This is a genomic window from Hominimerdicola alba (assembly GCF_900112155.1).
In the GTDB taxonomy this organism is placed as follows: Bacteria; Bacillota; Clostridia; order Oscillospirales; family Ruminococcaceae; genus Hominimerdicola; species Hominimerdicola alba_D.
In genome coordinates, this window is record NZ_FOKQ01000004.1 from 123,845 (window position 1) to 139,177 (window position 15,333).

The window sequence follows — 15,333 nt, forward strand, 5'->3', positions numbered from 1 at the left end:
TACCTTATATGTGCGTTGAGGGACAGACGCGGGAATGTCTGAACGGTAGGGAGATTCTGTGTGAGCCAGCGATGTACGGTACACTGCCTTTCCGTAACATACCGAAAGGACAAGACAGATGAAAATTTATCTTATCGACTTTGAAAATGTGAAGTCAAAGGGTCTGACAGGCATCGACAGCCTGACCGAGTATGACCGCGTCATCATTTTTTACAGTGAGAATGCGGACACCATCAATTTTGAGATGCACCAGAAGGTGCTGATATCCAAAGCCGAGGTGGAGTATTTCAAGGTACACGTAGGCGGCAAAAATGCTCTGGATTTCCAGCTTTCAACTCTGCTGGGATATCTTGTTAGCAAGAACTATTACAGCCATATCTTTGTTATCAGTAACGACAAGAGCTTTGATTTCCTCCACGATTTCTGGCATGGCAAGTATATAGCCGCTCCTGATTGTATCGTATACCGCACCAAGACCATTGCTCAGGCTATCAACTATGTAGGCGGCAAAAAGCAGCCTATCCCCGATGATGACGATGATACGGATACTGCTGTATTCGCACCTGCGGAGGATACTTCCGCAAGCGAGCAGAAGAATGAAGTTCAGGAAGCAGAGCCTGTAAAGGAAGTTCCGACCGCTAAGGAAGAAGTTCCCGCTGTTAAGGAAGAAGCTCCAGCAAAGGCAGAACCCGCAAAAGTTCAGCCCGAGAAAAAGGAACAGCCTGCCGCTAAGAGCGAGACTTCGGAAAAGGCTGTTGTTATGAGCGCAGACCTCACCGAGAAGTGCGCTACCAAGCCAGCGCCCAAGCAGGAACCCAAAAAGGATAAAGCTCCCAAGCAGGCGAAGAATAATGCTCCCGCAAAGGAAGAGGAATTCACCATCAGTGCCGAGGAACTGAATGCTCTGGAAGCTTCATTCAGCGCTTATTCCATCATTGATGTTAAGAAAGCTGAAAAGGCTGAAAAGCCCGCAGAGAAAAAAGCCGAGCCTGCTCCCGCGGCAAAGCCAGCCGAGGTGAAGGCGGAGGTCAAGGAAGAACCTGCTAAGGTCGAAACTCCAAAGGAAGCACCAAAAGCTGAATCCGCAAAGGAAGCTCCTAAGAGCGAAAAGCCCGCAGACAAGCAGAAGGTTCAGACCAAGGGATTTTTCGCGACACTGAAAGAGATCATGAAAAAGATCGAGTGCAAGGCTGAGATGATAAACCACGTATCACAGCTGCTGATAAACTCCGACACCAAGGAAGAATTCCACAACTTGCTTGCCAAGGATTACAAGCAGGATGCCACCGAGCTTTACAAGCTGCTGCGCCCGAAATATCTCCGTCTGAAAGAGATGTACGCCGCAGAGCACCCCGAGTATGTCAGCCCCGACACAGTGACTGTACAGCCCGTGGCAGAAGCTCCCAAGGCAGAAGCAAAAGCCGAAGTCAAGGAGACTGCAAAGACAGAAGCTACCGCTAAGGCTGAAAACACCGAGAAGAAAGAAGTTCCTGCCGCAGAACCTGCAAAGGTTGAGGCAGAAGTCAAGACTGTCGCTGAGGCTGTAACCGAAAAGGCAGAGGAATCTACCGAGAAAGCACCTGCCGCAGAGGAAAAGCCCGCAAGGAAAAAGACCAGAACTTCAAAGGCTAAGAAATCCGATGAGGGCAAGACCGCAAAGGCTGAAAAGACCGAAAAGACTGCTAAGACTGCCAAAACTTCCAAGACACGCACAAGCAAGAAATCTGCGAAAACTGCTGAAAAAGCTCCCGCAGAGAGCGCAGCTGAAGACAGACTTGAACAGCTTCTTGATGGAAAATGTTCGACTGATGAAGTTGAATTGATACGTCAGCTTTTCAGGGAAGTTCCCTCAAGACAGCAGCTTTATATCCGCATGATAAAGCTCTTCGGCAAAAAGAACGGCTGTGTATATTACAGCGCGATAAAAGAGGAATACAACGCTATCAGCAATGCAATAAAATAATGAAATAACTATATCCCCTGTCTGCGGACGGGGGATAATTCTTGAATGGAGGATATATGTATATCACCGAAGAACACAACCCGCGTCTGCCTTTTCTGCGGGACAAGACCTCGAAGCTGACGACTTCGCCGGGGGTCTATATCATGAAAGACAAGGGCGGGAAGATAATATACATCGGCAAAGCAAAAAATCTGCACAACCGCGTGACTTCATATTTCCGCAAGGGACAGGATCATCTGCCTAAGGTGTGGAAGATGGTTTCAAACGTGAACGACTACGAGTTCATCGTGACGGACAGCGAGTTTGAAGCGCTGGTGCTGGAATGTTCGCTGATAAAAATGCACACGCCGAAGTACAATATCCTGCTGAAAGATGATAAGGGATACAGCTATATCCGCGTGACGAACGAGCCATATCCGCGTATACAGGCGGTTTTGCAGAAGACCGATGACGGTGCGGAATACATCGGACCCTATACCAGTTCATTCACGGTAAAGCAGGCTGTTGAGGAAGCTAACAAAGTTTTCAGATTGCCTACCTGTACAAAAATCTTCCCTCGTGACATCAAAAAGGAACGTCCCTGCCTAAATTACCATATCAAGAGATGTATGGGCGTATGTACAGGGCATTTCGGCGAAGATGAGTACCGCAAGACCGTAGCGCAGGCTGTGGACTATATCAAGAACGGCTCGGCGCAATCCGTGGAACGGCTGACAGCGGAGATGGAACGCGCGGCGGAAGATCTGGAATTCGAGCTTGCCGCAAAGCTGAGGGACAGGATAAATGCCATCACGAAAGCCGCCGAGAGCCAGAAAGTCATCGACGAGACCATACCCGACTGCGACATCATCGCCATATCCCAGAACGTGGATATCGCCTGTGCAAGTGTGATAATGTACCGCGGCGGACGACTGACGGACAAGGCGGATTATTTCCTTGGTGAACGTGCCGAGCCTGCACAGATGATGGAAGAGTTCGTGCTGAGTTTCTACGCGATGAAAGAAGATGCGCCCAAAAACGTCCTGCTTGCAGAAGAACCTGCGGACATTGAAATGCTTGAGCAGTATCTCCGCGAGAAATACGATCACGCAGTTTATGTAAGTGTACCAAAAAGAGGACATTTAGTGAAGCTGTGTACTCTGGCAAAAAACAATGCCAACGAATTCATATCCGTCCGCGTAGGCAGAACAGGCCGTGAAGTTGCGGGACTGGAAGAACTGGCAAGGGCTTTGGGCATGGAAAAGCCGCCCAGATTCATCGAGTGCTACGATATATCAAATCTGGCTTCAAGCGATATGGTGGCAGGAATGGTGGTATTCGAGAACGGAAGACCTTGTCGGAAATTCTACCGAAAATTCGGCATAAAAACAGTATTCGAGCAGAACGATTACGCCTGCATGACCGAGGTCATAGAAAGGCGGTTTGCTGAATATAAAAAAGGCGAAGACGAGGGATTTTCTCAGCTGCCCGACCTGATACTCCTTGACGGCGGCAACGGTCACGTAAACACCATAAGACCTGTTCTGGAGAGGCTTGGAATAAAAGTTCCGCTGTATGGTCTGGTTAAGGACGACCGTCATCGCACAAGGGCGATAGCTACAGGAAACGGCGAGATTTCTCTGCTGAAAAGCCGCGGGGCATTCGCGCTGGTGACACAGATACAGGACGAAGTTCACCGTGTTGCGATAAGCTATCAGAAATCAAAGCGCAAGAAAAGCTCTTTCACGCTTGAACTGACTCAGGTCAGGGGCGTGGGGGACAAGAAAGCGCAGAAGCTTCTGCGGGAATTCAAGACAAAGGAAGCGCTGAAAAATGCGTCTTTAGAAGAACTGCGGGCTGTGGCGGGAGTCAGCATGGAGACCGCCCGTGAGCTCAAAAGTATAATAGATGAAATGAGTTGATGATATGGTAAGAGAGATAGTGCACGACGTTCTGTTTTTGAAGCAGAAGTCCACAAAAGCGGACAAAAACGATATGCAGATAGTCACCGACCTCAAAGACACGCTGAAAGCAAACCACGACAGATGCGTAGGCATGGCAGCAAACATGATAGGGTACAACAAGCGCATCATAATCTTTACGGCGGGCATCATGGATATCGTGATGATAAATCCTGTGATAGTGAAAAAAGCTCAGCCTTACGAGACCGAGGAGGGCTGTCTTTCGCTGACGGGTGTGCGTAAGACCAGGAGATGGGAAAAGATCACTGTTGAATATCAGGATACGGATTTCAATAAGAAGCGCGGTGAATTTACAGGATTTGTGGCACAGATCATCCAGCATGAATGTGACCATCTTGAGGGGATAATAATATAGCGGAGAATGCCAGGAAAGAGAGCTTTTGGTCAGGCTTTTCGCAATAGCAAACAAGCGTAAAACTGCCAAAGTAACAAAGCGCGCGGTATATGCGACTGCGTCGGCATATGCCTCGCGCTAGCAGGCTTGCGGGAGCGCGAGGGCAGAGCCCTCGCATCAAGGTGCAAAGCCAAAATGTATAGCGAACTATAAAAGCAAAACGAACTATCGATAATAAAAGGCGCGGCAATATCAAAATCATGAGCGTGGACAATACAAATGCCCACGCTCTTTCTATTAGCGTAAATTATTGCCGCGCCCGAAATCAACGGCGATAGCTCGTTGATTTCTCGCCCCAAGGAACAATGGGCGAGCAACACCCGCAGTCCCCAGAAGAGAACATCAAGGAATTCACCTCTCACAAAACAGCTCGATCTCCTCGCCGAGAGCGCCGTAGAAGAAAGCAACCCTCGCAGGCAAAGGCGGTTCAGAGGGTATGCAGATGTCCTTGGACTCGACGAAAACTTCGTAACCCGCAGAGCGCACCTGCGCAATGAGAGCATCAACATCATCAACTGCAAAAGCAAAATGCCGCACAGCGCCAACTTCCCTGTTGTTTCCGCCTGTAGAGAATATCTCAATAAGGCAGTTGCCCGCATCGAGCATTATGCCGTCCTTCCATTCACGCGCAACTTTCAGCCCGAGTATATCTCTGTACAAAGAGAGAACCGCTTCAAGCTCACTTCGGTTGCATTTCATTGATATGTGATGTATGCATTTCACCATAGTATCACCTCGATATAATAAAAAAAGAGTGACGTTGATATGATTTCTCATATCAATATCACTCGAGAGGCGCCACCCAGATTTGAACTGGGGATCAGGGTGTTGCAGACCCACGCCTTACCACTTGGCTATAGCGCCATATAAAAAGAGCGGATTACGAGGCTCGAACTCGCTACCTCCACCTTGGCAAGGTGGCGCTCTACCAGATGAGCTAAATCCGCAAGTGCCAATATTTGATTGGCTACGCCTTTCGACGCAAGCGACCCGGATGAGACTCGAACTCACGACCTCCGCCGTGACAGGGCGGCGTTCTAACCAACTGAACTACCGGGCCGTGTCAGAAAAGTCGTGTGCAGAAGTTTCTGCACACTTCTGACCGATGGGGACTACAGGGCTCGAACCTGTGACCCTCTGCTTGTAAGGCAGATGCTCTCCCAGCTGAGCTAAACCCCCATTTTGCTGGCTTTGTGAGGTTTTTCGTTTCGTTTTGTCCCTCACAACAGTATCTATTATACACCATTGCAAGCGATTTGTCAACCCCTTTTTTCAAAAAAAATGATATTTTTTTCATTTAATTATTTCACCGTTTTGAAATCAAAATAACGCCTTGCTCAGAATAATTGTTCGATCATCAAAACTTCATCACAAAAGCAAAATGCCGCAGACATAAGCCTGCGGCAAACCGATTTATTCCTTGCTTTCAGATATCAGACTGCGCACTTCGTCGGGGGTGAAGCTGTAATGCTTGCCGCAAAAGTGGCATTTGATATCGATATCCTTGCCATCATCGATGATATCATTGAGTTCTTTCGAGCCGAGAGATATCAGCACCCTCTCAGTCCTCTCGCGTGAGCAGTCACAGCGGTAGTCCACCTTGAAATCATCAAGCACGTTTGGCTCAAGACCGTCAAGAGCCATCAGCGCAATCTCATCAGTAGTCCTGCCGTTCTCCATAAGGGCGGTAACAGACTGCATAGCCTGGATATTCTTCTCGATCTGAGTTATTACCTCGTCGCTGGCAAATGGCAGTACCTGTATCAGGAAACCGCCTGCGTTCTTAACAGTGAGATCTGAATTAACCAGCACGCCAAGGGCGCACACGCTGGGCACCTGCTCGCTCTGGGCAAGGTACGCAGTGATATCCTCAGCTATCTCGCCGCTTACAAGTGGCACCTGACCCACGTAGGGCTCTTTCAGACCAAGGTCCTTGATAACGGTTATAGCGCCGTCCGTGCCAACTGCGCCTGCAACATCAAGCTTGCCGATGGCATTAGGCGGAAGCTCAACCACAGGCTGCATAACATCAGCCTTGACGTTGCCGTAGCTGTCAGCAACCGCTATCAGCTGACCCGCAGGTCCGCCGCCTTCGATCTTGACTGTTATCTTATCATCCTCGCCTTTCATGCCGAAGCCGAGGAGGGATGTGCCCATTGAAAGTCTGCCCAGCGCCGCTGTAACAACCGCTGAGGACTTATGCACACGTTCGATCTCTTCAACAATGTCCTTGCCATCGATAGCCGAACATACTACCGAAGCATCCTTTGAGATCGCTCTTACTATTCTTCCCACTTTAAATTACTCCTATCGTAAGTAAATGATCAGTCTTTAATATACACCCAGCCCTTACATCAGAATACGCATGATGCAGAGCTATATTCGTTTTTATTATAAGAAGCTCATGAATCCGCCGAAAAACAGGAACACCGCAAGGGTTATCGATACCACTGTTGCACCTATCATGGGCTTGATATATTTTTTCGACTTTGATGAGCCTTTTACTCCCACACCTATCAATGCGATAATACCACACAAAGGATTTAAAAGAATGCATATGCAAAGCAGTGTACACAAAACGTCGTTATCCTTTGTTAACAGAGCCTCTGTCTGACTAATGCCGGCTGCTGCGTCTTTCCTTTTGCGGGCAAGCACTTCCTTTGCAGTTTCGATATCCTCTTCCGAATACAGATCTCTCTGCTCGTAAATAATCTGTTCAAGGTCTGCAATGCCGTAGGTTTCAAATTCTTCTTTTACATTATCTTCCATATTATCATCCTCATTATAAAAAGCACCATATTATTCAGTGCCGCGGTCTTTACGCCTGTACACGTACAACTCACGCTCGGTCTTGCTGTCGGGCGGGTCGTTGGTAAGTCCGTCATAGATGCCTACCTTTTCAAACCCGAACTCCTCAGCAGTCCTCTCGATAAGCTCACGGGAAAGCAGTATCTCTGTGATATACTCAGTCTCGCGGGTATAACTGCCTTCTTCTTTTTCAGCGAAGAAATCCAGAGCGATATCCACCCTGCCGTCCTCGCGGCAGTTATTCCTCCATGCACAGAACAGCCCGTCAAGTTCATAGACGAAGCAGTTATCGCCCAGTACCTCACGGTGCTTGTACTCGGTATTCATATCAAATATAAACAGCCCGCCGTCGCAGGTGAACATTGAAGCCCGCTCCACAGTTTTGCGGAAAGCTTCCTCATTCGGCAGATGGTTCATACCGTCAAGCACACAGACGATAATATCCGCTGCGCCCCATAGGTCGAGCTCAGACATATCCTGGCATATATAGGTGATATCGCTGTCAACGGGACGGTTCTCCTCAGCCGCTTCAAGCATATCCGCGGATATATCCACGCCTATCACATCGAAGCCCAGCTTTTCAAGCTCGGTACAAAGTCTGCCTGTGCCGCAGCCCAGCTCAACGACTACCTCGTTCTCACTGCTGTATTCAAGCCCCAGCTGACGTATCCTTGCGGCTATCGCGCCGTATGGGACGTCTTTCTGGAGCGCGTCATAATATCCGGCAAAGCTGCTGTAGCCGTTCATTCCTCGGTTTCCTTTTTCTTCTCCAGCCTGTCGAAAACTATGTTATATCCGCCGCTGCCGTCATAGGAAAGTGACCTGTTAACACGGCTGATAGTTGCCGTGGAAGCGCCTGTCTCCTTGACGATATCACTGTATACGTGCTTGTCTGTCAGCATCCTTGCCACCTGAAAACGCTGTGAAAAGCTCTTCAGCTCAGGAACTGTACAGAGGTCTTTAAAGAAAAGCCTGCACTCTTCAAGAGTTTCCAGGCAGAGTATTGCTTCGTAAAGCTCGTCCAGATTTGCTATCTCTAATTTATCGCGCATAAAAAAACACTCCTTTACATTTACTTTATTTTTCATATTGTAAAGTGCTAAATTACATTTATATTTTAGCACATTACAGCGTAAATGTAAAGGGGTATATTGAATATTTTATATTAATAGATCAAATCTTTTATCTATTACGGTTAGGGGTAAGAAATCCCGTGGGCGGCTCGCTGTCGCCCTCGTCATCGGGGATATCTTCAGCGATTTCTTCCTCTTCCTCCGCATTTTCAGCATTTGCGTACCAGTCTTCGCGAATCTCCTCGATTATGGATTTCAGCTCCTCAACGCCCTCGCCCGTCACAGCAGAGAAAGGTATGCAGTGGATATCCTCAAAGCACGGTATATCATCAGCGAATGCCGCCATGCGCTCCTTACGTGCGGTGGGTTTCAGCTTATCAGCCTTGGTCAGCACGATAACGAAAGGTATCTCATTGTCGATGAGGTAGTTTATCATTTGCAGATCGTCCTTGCTTGGGGCATGGCGCATATCTATCAGCTGGAACACCAGCTCAAGGTCGCGGTCGAAGTCAGCGAGATATCCGCCGATAAGGTCGCCCCAGCCTTTTTTCTCACCTTTTGATACATTTGCGTAACCGTAGCCCGGCAGGTCAACAAAATAAACATCCTCCACCGCGAAGAAATTTATGGTAACGGTCTTACCCGGAACAGAACTGACCCTTGCCATATTCTTGCGGTTGAATATCTTATTTATCAGCGAGCTTTTGCCCACGTTCGACCTGCCCGAAAATGCAAACTCGGGTCGATCGGATTCGGGTATCTGCGTAAACTTGCCGTATGAGGTGATAAATTCTGCCTTATTGAAATTCAGCGGTTTCATCTCATTCACTCCTGTCTTAATACTCACAAAAAGAGGGCAGCCACGGTGGACACAGTCACCGTTCAGCCCTCGGAACTATCACGTATCGGGTCATCACCCGTAAAACTGCCTGTACTCCTGTGTATTTTCGAGCCAGTCGGCAGCAGTACCCATAGCGAAAACGCAGTGGGAATGATTGTACCCGCAGAGATACTCTCCGCAGGGATCAGCCAGTCCGCAGGGATCAGCCAGATAGAACTCAACGGCAGCATAGTTATCATAGAACCCGAAAAAGCTTCCGCCGTCTAAAAGCTCCACAAAACTTTCTTCATCAGAACTTTTGAAGACCACAGTCTTCCTGCCCCTGAAAAACGGCAGCAGCCATCTCCATGAATCGCTGTCATTCACCGCAACGGATTCATATATCTTCAGTCGATCAAAGAGAGTTCGCCCGCCTTTTGAGTTCTTATCAACATAGCGCTCAGCGATGAGAGCGTTGATATCCGCCTTCTCTTCCGCAGTAAGCACTCTGTACTCTATACCGTTTTTATCACAGTACTCTATAAGATCCTTGGTCATAAGCTAACCTATCCACCACTCGGGAGTAAGCTCCCCAAGGGTCATTATGCGCTCGTTTTCGTAGTCTATCATTATCCGGATATCCTTGTAGCTTTCGGGCATCAGCTGTACCATCAGCTCTCTGCACGCACCGCATGGTCCGCCATTTGAGGGATTCGGGGATATGCACAGCACCTTGTCTATCTCCTGCTCGCCGTTGGTTATCATGTTGAATATTGCGTTCCTTTCGGCGCATATTCCAAGGGTCGAACAGGTGTCGATGCACACACCCGTGTATATTTTTCCCGATTTTGAAAGTACTGCCGCAGCCACCTCTCCGCAGGTCACGTAGTCTGATATCTTACGCGCCCCAAAGACAGCTTTGGCAGCATCATACATATCTTTCCATATCTGTTCCATTTTTGTTTCTCCTGATTTATCTGTTTATAACGTCTTTCTCGCTCTCACCCTGGGCTGAGGATCACTGAACATATCGGGCAGAACAGCGTTCTCGGGAGGCTTTACCAGTGCCGCGTCAAGCACATCGGATATCCTCTCGGCAAAGACAAATTCAAGACCTTCCTTGACAGTATCGTCTATCTCGTCAAGGTCTCCCCTGTTCTTTTCGGGGACTATCACAGTCTTCACGCCAGCCTTGTAAGCCGCCATGGTCTTTTCACGGAGACCGCCTATGGGCAGTACTTTGCCTGTGAGGGTTATCTCGCCTGTCATAGCAACATCCGCGCGGACTTTTCTGCCGCTGAGTGCGGATACCAAGGCAGTTATCATCGTAACACCAGCCGAAGGACCATCCTTGGGCACAGCGCCCTCGGGTGCATGGATATGCAGATCCTTTTTCTCGTAGAATTCCTTGTCGATGCCGTATTCATATGCTATGCTTCGGCAGTAGCTTACAGCTATCTTCGCAGATTCCTTCATAACATCGCCCAGTGAGCCTGTGAGTTCCACCTTGCCCTTGCCGTCAAGTACAAGAACTTCCAGAGGCATCAGCACACCGCCTACAGATGTCCATGCGAGACCGTTAACACTGCCCACCTGATCTTCCTTGGCTGCATCATCAGGCAGATACTTGATATGTCCGAGGAAATCGGGGATATTCTTGGAGCTGAAAGTAACTTTCTTAACGTCATTCTCAACTATCTCCCTCGCAGCCTTTCTGCAAAGCGAGCCGATAGTTCTCTCGAGGGTACGAACACCCGCCTCGCGGGTATAGCCGTCTATCAGCTGATAGATGCCGTCGTTGGTCATTTTCATCATGGACGAAGTCAGACCGTGCTTTTCAAGCTGCTTCTTCACCAGATGCTTCTTGGCGATATTGAACTTTTCCTCGCGGGTATAGCTGGAAAGCTCGATGACCTCCATTCTGTCAAGCAGAGGCGCAGCCACGGTATCAAGGGTATTCGCCGTGGTAATGAACAGCACACTGCTGAGGTCGTATGGAACTTCGGTATAGTGGTCGCGGAAAGCATTGTTCTGCTCACTGTCGAGAACTTCAAGCATAGCCGAAGAGGGGTCGCCCCTGAAATCATTGCTCATCTTGTCTATCTCATCAAGGAGCATAACGGGATTGCTTGAACCCGCAAGCTTCATGGCATTTATGATACGTCCGGGCATAGCGCCGACATAGGTCTTTCTGTGACCTCTGATATCGCTCTCATCCTTTACACCGCCGAGGGACACACGAACGAACTTACGGTTCAGCGCCCTTGCGACGGACTTCGCCACCGAGGTCTTGCCCACACCGGGAGGTCCTACAAGGCAGATAATCTGACCCTTGATATCGGGAGTAAGTTCCCTGACAGCAAGATTCTCGATTATTCTCTCCTTGACCCTTTTCAGACCGTAGTGATCTTTATCCAGCACTGCCTGAGCCTTTTTTACATCGGTGGTATCCTTTGTGTAAACGCCCCAGGGCAGACCGATAACAGTATCGAGATAACCTCTGATGACCACAGCTTCCTGGGAAGAACCAGCCATTCTGGAAAGTCTTCTGACTTCCTCGGAAAGCTTGTCCTTGACTTCATCGGGGGCTTTCAGCGCCTCGATCTTATCATAGTACTTCTGTATCTCGCCCTCGTCCGAACCATCGAAGCCGCCTTCGCCCAGTTCGTTCTGGAGAGCCTTTATCTGCTCACGGATATAGTATTCCCGCTGATTATCCTCTATCTGGCTCTGAACCTGCTCGTGTATCTCCTTTTCAAGAGAGAGCACGTCTATCTCCCTTGCGAGGATAGTCATCATCAGCACCAGTTTCTCGCCCGCAGACTGTGCTTCAAGCAGAGCCTGTCTGTCGATGAAAGCCAGAGGCACGTTGAATGCCACAGCTTCAAAAAGCTCAGATGCAGTTTTTGCGCCCATAACAGCAGTATATATCTCCTGGGGCATCTTGGGCATAAGTCTCGCATACTCCTCAAAAGCCTTGCGGACTTCCCTCTCAACAGCGTCAAGCTCATGATTATACAATTTATCCTTGGAATAATTTGGCAGAGGTTTTACCACCGCTTCATAGCAGTCATCGTGGACTATCATCTCCGAAAGTCTCGCCTTGCGGACACCTCTCACCATGCACCTGCAAACACCGCCGGGACTTTTTATCACCTGACGGATATTGGCGATAGTGCCGATCTTGAACATATCCTTTTTCTCGGGGGATTCAATATTTATATCCTTCTGCGCACACAGGAAGACATCACCGCTGAAATCGTTCCTTGCGTTATGCAGACTGTTTATAGACATTTCCCTGCCCACGTCGAAATTGACGCTCATTCCGGGAAAAACGACCAGATCTCTGGTAGGTATCATCGGCAGCAGAATGCCGTTCTTTATATCAGTACGCTTTTCCATAAAAGCTCCTTTCTTCCGATCATGGAGTCAAACTTCATGTTAATATTATAGCATATATCCCTGATTATTGCAAGAGGAAATGAAAAGCAATAAACTTGCCTGTAAAGCGGGATAATCCGTATTAAGGCGTATTATCTGCTAAAAAACAAATGCAAGGATCAGAAATTCTGCTGCTTGCATCTGTTTTTTTACACATCGTTATCTATTCGATAATAAAATAATCGCCAAAGTATTCGCCATAAAGCTGATCACAGTATAAAAACAGAGGTATCCCGAAGGATACCTCATAAAAATCATATTAGTCTGCAACGTAAGGCAGAAGAGCAACGTGTCTAGCTCTCTTGATAGCCTTTGTCAGCTCTCTCTGATGATAAGCACAAGTGCCGGTAACACGACGGGGCAGAATCTTAGCCCTTTCTGTCATGCACTTTCTGAGCTTAGTGATATCCTTGTAATCGATCTTTTCAGCTCTGTCAACACAGAACATACAAACCTTCTTGCGACCTCTCTTAACAGGTCTGCCGCCAGTTCTTTCCTTTTCCATGGTATGATCTTCCCTCCTCGTTAGGAATTATCAAAATTCGTTTAATGATCTTATCAGAACGGTACGCCGTCGTCTGAAAGTACATCTTCAAACTCCGACAAATCACCGATGTTCAGCGCGTCGTTAGACGGTGCCTGATTATTGTTATTGTTGAAACTATTCTGATTGCCGCCGTTATTTCCGCCGAAACCGCCGTTGTTATTGAAGCCGCCATTGTTGTAGCCGCCTCCGTTATAACCGCCGTTGCCGCCGTTTGAGTAGCCGCCGTTGTTATTACCGAAGCCATTGTTTCCGCCGCCATAATTATTTGAATAATTACCGCCGCCCTGATTGGCTTTTTCACCGGTGAACGAAACGCTGTCTACAAATACTTCTGTAACGTAGTGCTTTGTGCCGTTCTTATCTTCGTAAGTTCTTGTTCTGAGGTTGCCCTCAATAGCGATCATTCTGCCTTTACCGAAATATTTTCCGATAAATTCAGCCTGCTGTCTCCATGCAACGCAGGTGATAAAATCAGACTGATACTGACCGTTCTGATCCTTGAAATTACGATCTACTGCGACATTGAATGTAACTACAGCCTGTCCGTTAGGTGTCTGTCTTACTTCAAGATCCTGTGTGATCCTACCCATTAAAATAACTCTGTTCAGCATATCTCTAATTCCTTTCAATAAAAATACTCATTCCGTTCAACTGCTGATACTTCTGATTTTTTCCTGTCACTTACTTAGTAGTGATAAGGAAACGTATAACGCCGTCAGTGATGCCCAGTACTCTCTCCAGCTCTGCGGGGAAATCGGTCTTGCTATTGAAAGACCACAGTACGTAAGTACCCTCTGTCTCGTAGTTGATCTCGTAAGCCAGCTTGCGCTTGCCCCATACGTTCAGCTCTACGTTTTCAGCGTTAGCCTTGATCATGTCATCGAACTTTGTTGTCAGCGCGTTAACGCCGTCCTCATCGAGCTTCTGGCTGAAGATAACCATTGCCTCGTAGTTCTCATTGATCTTTGCCATTTTAGTACACCTCCTTTTGGATTTCGCCTGTACGATATAGTACAAGCAAGGATTAACTCATATATTATAACACCGACCGTGCTGAATGTCAAGCATCGCACGATCGGCATTTGTAAACTTTTTGTAAACTTAGTCAAAGAACCTTAGCCACCAGCAACAGAGAGCCGATAGAAAAAATGGTATATATCATAAATGACAGCAGCATATATCCGTAGGAAGTGCCGCCTGTGCTCATTATGCGCTCGTTGATGGCATCGCGGTCTTCGTCCTCGGATTCGCGGTATATCTTGAAAATATCGCGCCTTGCCTGCTTATAATACAGATAATTGGCGAAGAACCCTGCCATTATATCCAACGTCATTCTGACATACATCGCCAACTGCTCCAGCAGCTGGAAATTTCGTGATTTCACATCTATGCCGAATTTTATGGTGATTTCATAACTTCCTGAGCTGAAAGTTTCGATCATAACGGGCAGATTCAGCAAGGCCATAACCACTGCTGCCGCCAAGCCCCAGCCCTTCATCTTGCGGTACATAAAGTACAGGGGCGGGAACAGGAATGCGAATATATTCATGGAGAGCTTTCTGCCTGTTTTGCCGAATTTTATGAAACTGGGCAGGAAACCCAACGGGTTGGGTCCCACATATCTTGCCAGATCACCAAGTTTTACGCCGTCTATATCCGAATCCTGGGTCAGCATGACAGGGGTCATATTGATACCCGGGATATTGGTCTTCATGGGATCAGATCCGGTTTCGTGCCCGTCCTCCGCATCGCCATTGAAAGGTCTTGGTGCATCCATATTAATCAGCGGCGTACCGCACTGCTCGCAGTAGCGCTGACCAGGGTCATTCTCCGCACCGCACCTGATACAGCGTTTAACGTTAGATGCCGAAGTTACGGGTATCTCCTCAGCAGGAGCATCGGGCAGCCAGCTCACATTTTTATCGTGCAGTATATCGTTTATACATTTTCCGTTTTCTTCATAACAGCTTCTGTGGTAGGGCGTACCGCAGTCAGGGCACACAACGATATCGTCATCGTCAGTGAACCGATTTCCGCAGCATATACATTTTGAGCCTGTATAATTCGTCATTTTTCTTTTCCTTTCGGCGTTCTGTCACAAACTCACATCCGACTTTCCGATAGTCATCGATATTCGGTAATAAAACGTTGATTCATCGTGATAAAACTTTTCTTTATATTATACCACACTCTGCGTAAAAATGCAATACGCACCCGCAAATAATATTCAGACATTCTCCGCACAAGGTTTAAGGGCTGAAAGTGTACCAAAAAACGTGCTATTTCCGCGTTAATATATACTAAAGCCCTAAAAAATCCGCTATGT

General features: G+C 47.8%; 16 protein-coding genes and 4 tRNA genes. 3 read left to right on the forward strand and 17 right to left on the reverse strand.

What is annotated here, in order from left to right:
- Positions 1-118: 118 nt before the first annotated feature.
- The 3 genes from BM265_RS03740 to BM265_RS03750 are packed head-to-tail and all read left to right on the forward strand — an operon-like array spanning position 119 to position 4,279.
- A complete protein-coding gene (locus BM265_RS03740; RefSeq protein WP_074960141.1) occupies positions 119-1,963 on the forward strand; it encodes a PIN domain-containing protein in 1,845 nt (614 codons plus the stop codon).
- Between the two features lie 56 nt (positions 1,964-2,019).
- Positions 2,020-3,864, forward strand: coding sequence for an excinuclease ABC subunit UvrC (uvrC, locus tag BM265_RS03745; RefSeq protein ID WP_074960143.1), 1,845 nt, complete (start codon positions 2,020-2,022; stop codon positions 3,862-3,864).
- A 4-nt stretch (positions 3,865-3,868) separates the two neighbouring features.
- Positions 3,869-4,279, forward strand: a complete 411-nt coding sequence (locus BM265_RS03750) for a peptide deformylase (RefSeq protein WP_074960145.1) — start codon at positions 3,869-3,871, stop codon at positions 4,277-4,279.
- A 390-nt stretch (positions 4,280-4,669) separates the two neighbouring features.
- Here BM265_RS03750 and BM265_RS03760 read toward each other — a convergent pair whose 3' ends face one another.
- From BM265_RS03760 to BM265_RS03840, 17 genes are all read right to left on the reverse strand, one after another.
- Positions 4,670-5,095, reverse strand: coding sequence for a VOC family protein (locus BM265_RS03760; protein ID WP_278287599.1), 426 nt, complete (start codon positions 5,093-5,095; stop codon positions 4,670-4,672).
- 16 nt (positions 5,096-5,111) lie between these two features.
- A tRNA-Cys gene (locus BM265_RS03765) sits at positions 5,112-5,182 on the reverse strand.
- Between the two features lie 10 nt (positions 5,183-5,192).
- Positions 5,193-5,265: transfer RNA gene (locus BM265_RS03770), tRNA-Gly, on the reverse strand.
- Positions 5,266-5,304: 39 nt separating this feature from the next.
- A tRNA-Asp gene (locus BM265_RS03775) sits at positions 5,305-5,378 on the reverse strand.
- A gap of 46 nt (positions 5,379-5,424) precedes the next feature.
- Positions 5,425-5,497 (reverse strand) — tRNA-Val (locus tag BM265_RS03780).
- Positions 5,498-5,731: 234 nt separating this feature from the next.
- A complete protein-coding gene (hslO, locus tag BM265_RS03785; protein ID WP_074960150.1) occupies positions 5,732-6,613 on the reverse strand; it encodes an Hsp33 family molecular chaperone HslO in 882 nt (293 codons plus the stop codon).
- Between the two features lie 96 nt (positions 6,614-6,709).
- Positions 6,710-7,087: a hypothetical protein gene (locus tag BM265_RS03790; RefSeq protein WP_074960152.1), complete on the reverse strand. Its 378-nt coding sequence runs from the start codon at positions 7,085-7,087 to the stop codon at positions 6,710-6,712.
- 30 nt (positions 7,088-7,117) lie between these two features.
- Positions 7,118-7,873 (reverse strand): class I SAM-dependent DNA methyltransferase, encoded by a 756-nt coding sequence (locus BM265_RS03795; RefSeq protein ID WP_074960154.1) that lies wholly within the window; start codon positions 7,871-7,873, stop codon positions 7,118-7,120.
- Complete coding sequence (locus BM265_RS03800; protein ID WP_024855868.1) at positions 7,870-8,178, reverse strand: YerC/YecD family TrpR-related protein; 309 nt, start codon at positions 8,176-8,178, stop codon at positions 7,870-7,872. Before BM265_RS03800 ends, BM265_RS03795 begins: the two co-directional genes overlap by 4 nt.
- A 130-nt stretch (positions 8,179-8,308) precedes the next feature.
- Positions 8,309-9,019 (reverse strand): ribosome biogenesis GTP-binding protein YihA/YsxC, encoded by a 711-nt coding sequence (gene yihA / locus BM265_RS03805; protein WP_177219535.1) that lies wholly within the window; start codon positions 9,017-9,019, stop codon positions 8,309-8,311.
- Between the two features lie 93 nt (positions 9,020-9,112).
- Positions 9,113-9,577: a hypothetical protein gene (locus BM265_RS03810; protein WP_074960156.1), complete on the reverse strand. Its 465-nt coding sequence runs from the start codon at positions 9,575-9,577 to the stop codon at positions 9,113-9,115.
- Positions 9,578-9,580: 3 nt separating this feature from the next.
- Positions 9,581-9,976: a cytidine deaminase family protein gene (locus tag BM265_RS03815; protein ID WP_074960157.1), complete on the reverse strand. Its 396-nt coding sequence runs from the start codon at positions 9,974-9,976 to the stop codon at positions 9,581-9,583.
- A 24-nt stretch (positions 9,977-10,000) separates the two neighbouring features.
- Positions 10,001-12,421 carry an endopeptidase La gene (gene lon / locus BM265_RS03820; protein WP_074960159.1) on the reverse strand — a complete coding sequence of 807 codons (2,421 nt, stop codon included), beginning with the start codon at positions 12,419-12,421 and terminating at the stop codon, positions 10,001-10,003.
- Positions 12,422-12,719: 298 nt separating this feature from the next.
- A complete protein-coding gene (gene rpsR / locus BM265_RS03825; protein ID WP_024855864.1) occupies positions 12,720-12,965 on the reverse strand; it encodes a 30S ribosomal protein S18 in 246 nt (81 codons plus the stop codon).
- 53 nt (positions 12,966-13,018) lie between these two features.
- Complete coding sequence (locus BM265_RS03830) at positions 13,019-13,618, reverse strand: single-stranded DNA-binding protein (protein ID WP_074960161.1); 600 nt, start codon at positions 13,616-13,618, stop codon at positions 13,019-13,021.
- A gap of 70 nt (positions 13,619-13,688) precedes the next feature.
- A complete protein-coding gene (gene rpsF, locus BM265_RS03835; RefSeq protein ID WP_074960162.1) occupies positions 13,689-13,979 on the reverse strand; it encodes a 30S ribosomal protein S6 in 291 nt (96 codons plus the stop codon).
- 133 nt (positions 13,980-14,112) lie between these two features.
- Complete coding sequence (locus BM265_RS03840; protein WP_074960163.1) at positions 14,113-15,078, reverse strand: RING finger protein; 966 nt, start codon at positions 15,076-15,078, stop codon at positions 14,113-14,115.
- Positions 15,079-15,333: the final 255 nt, after the last annotated feature.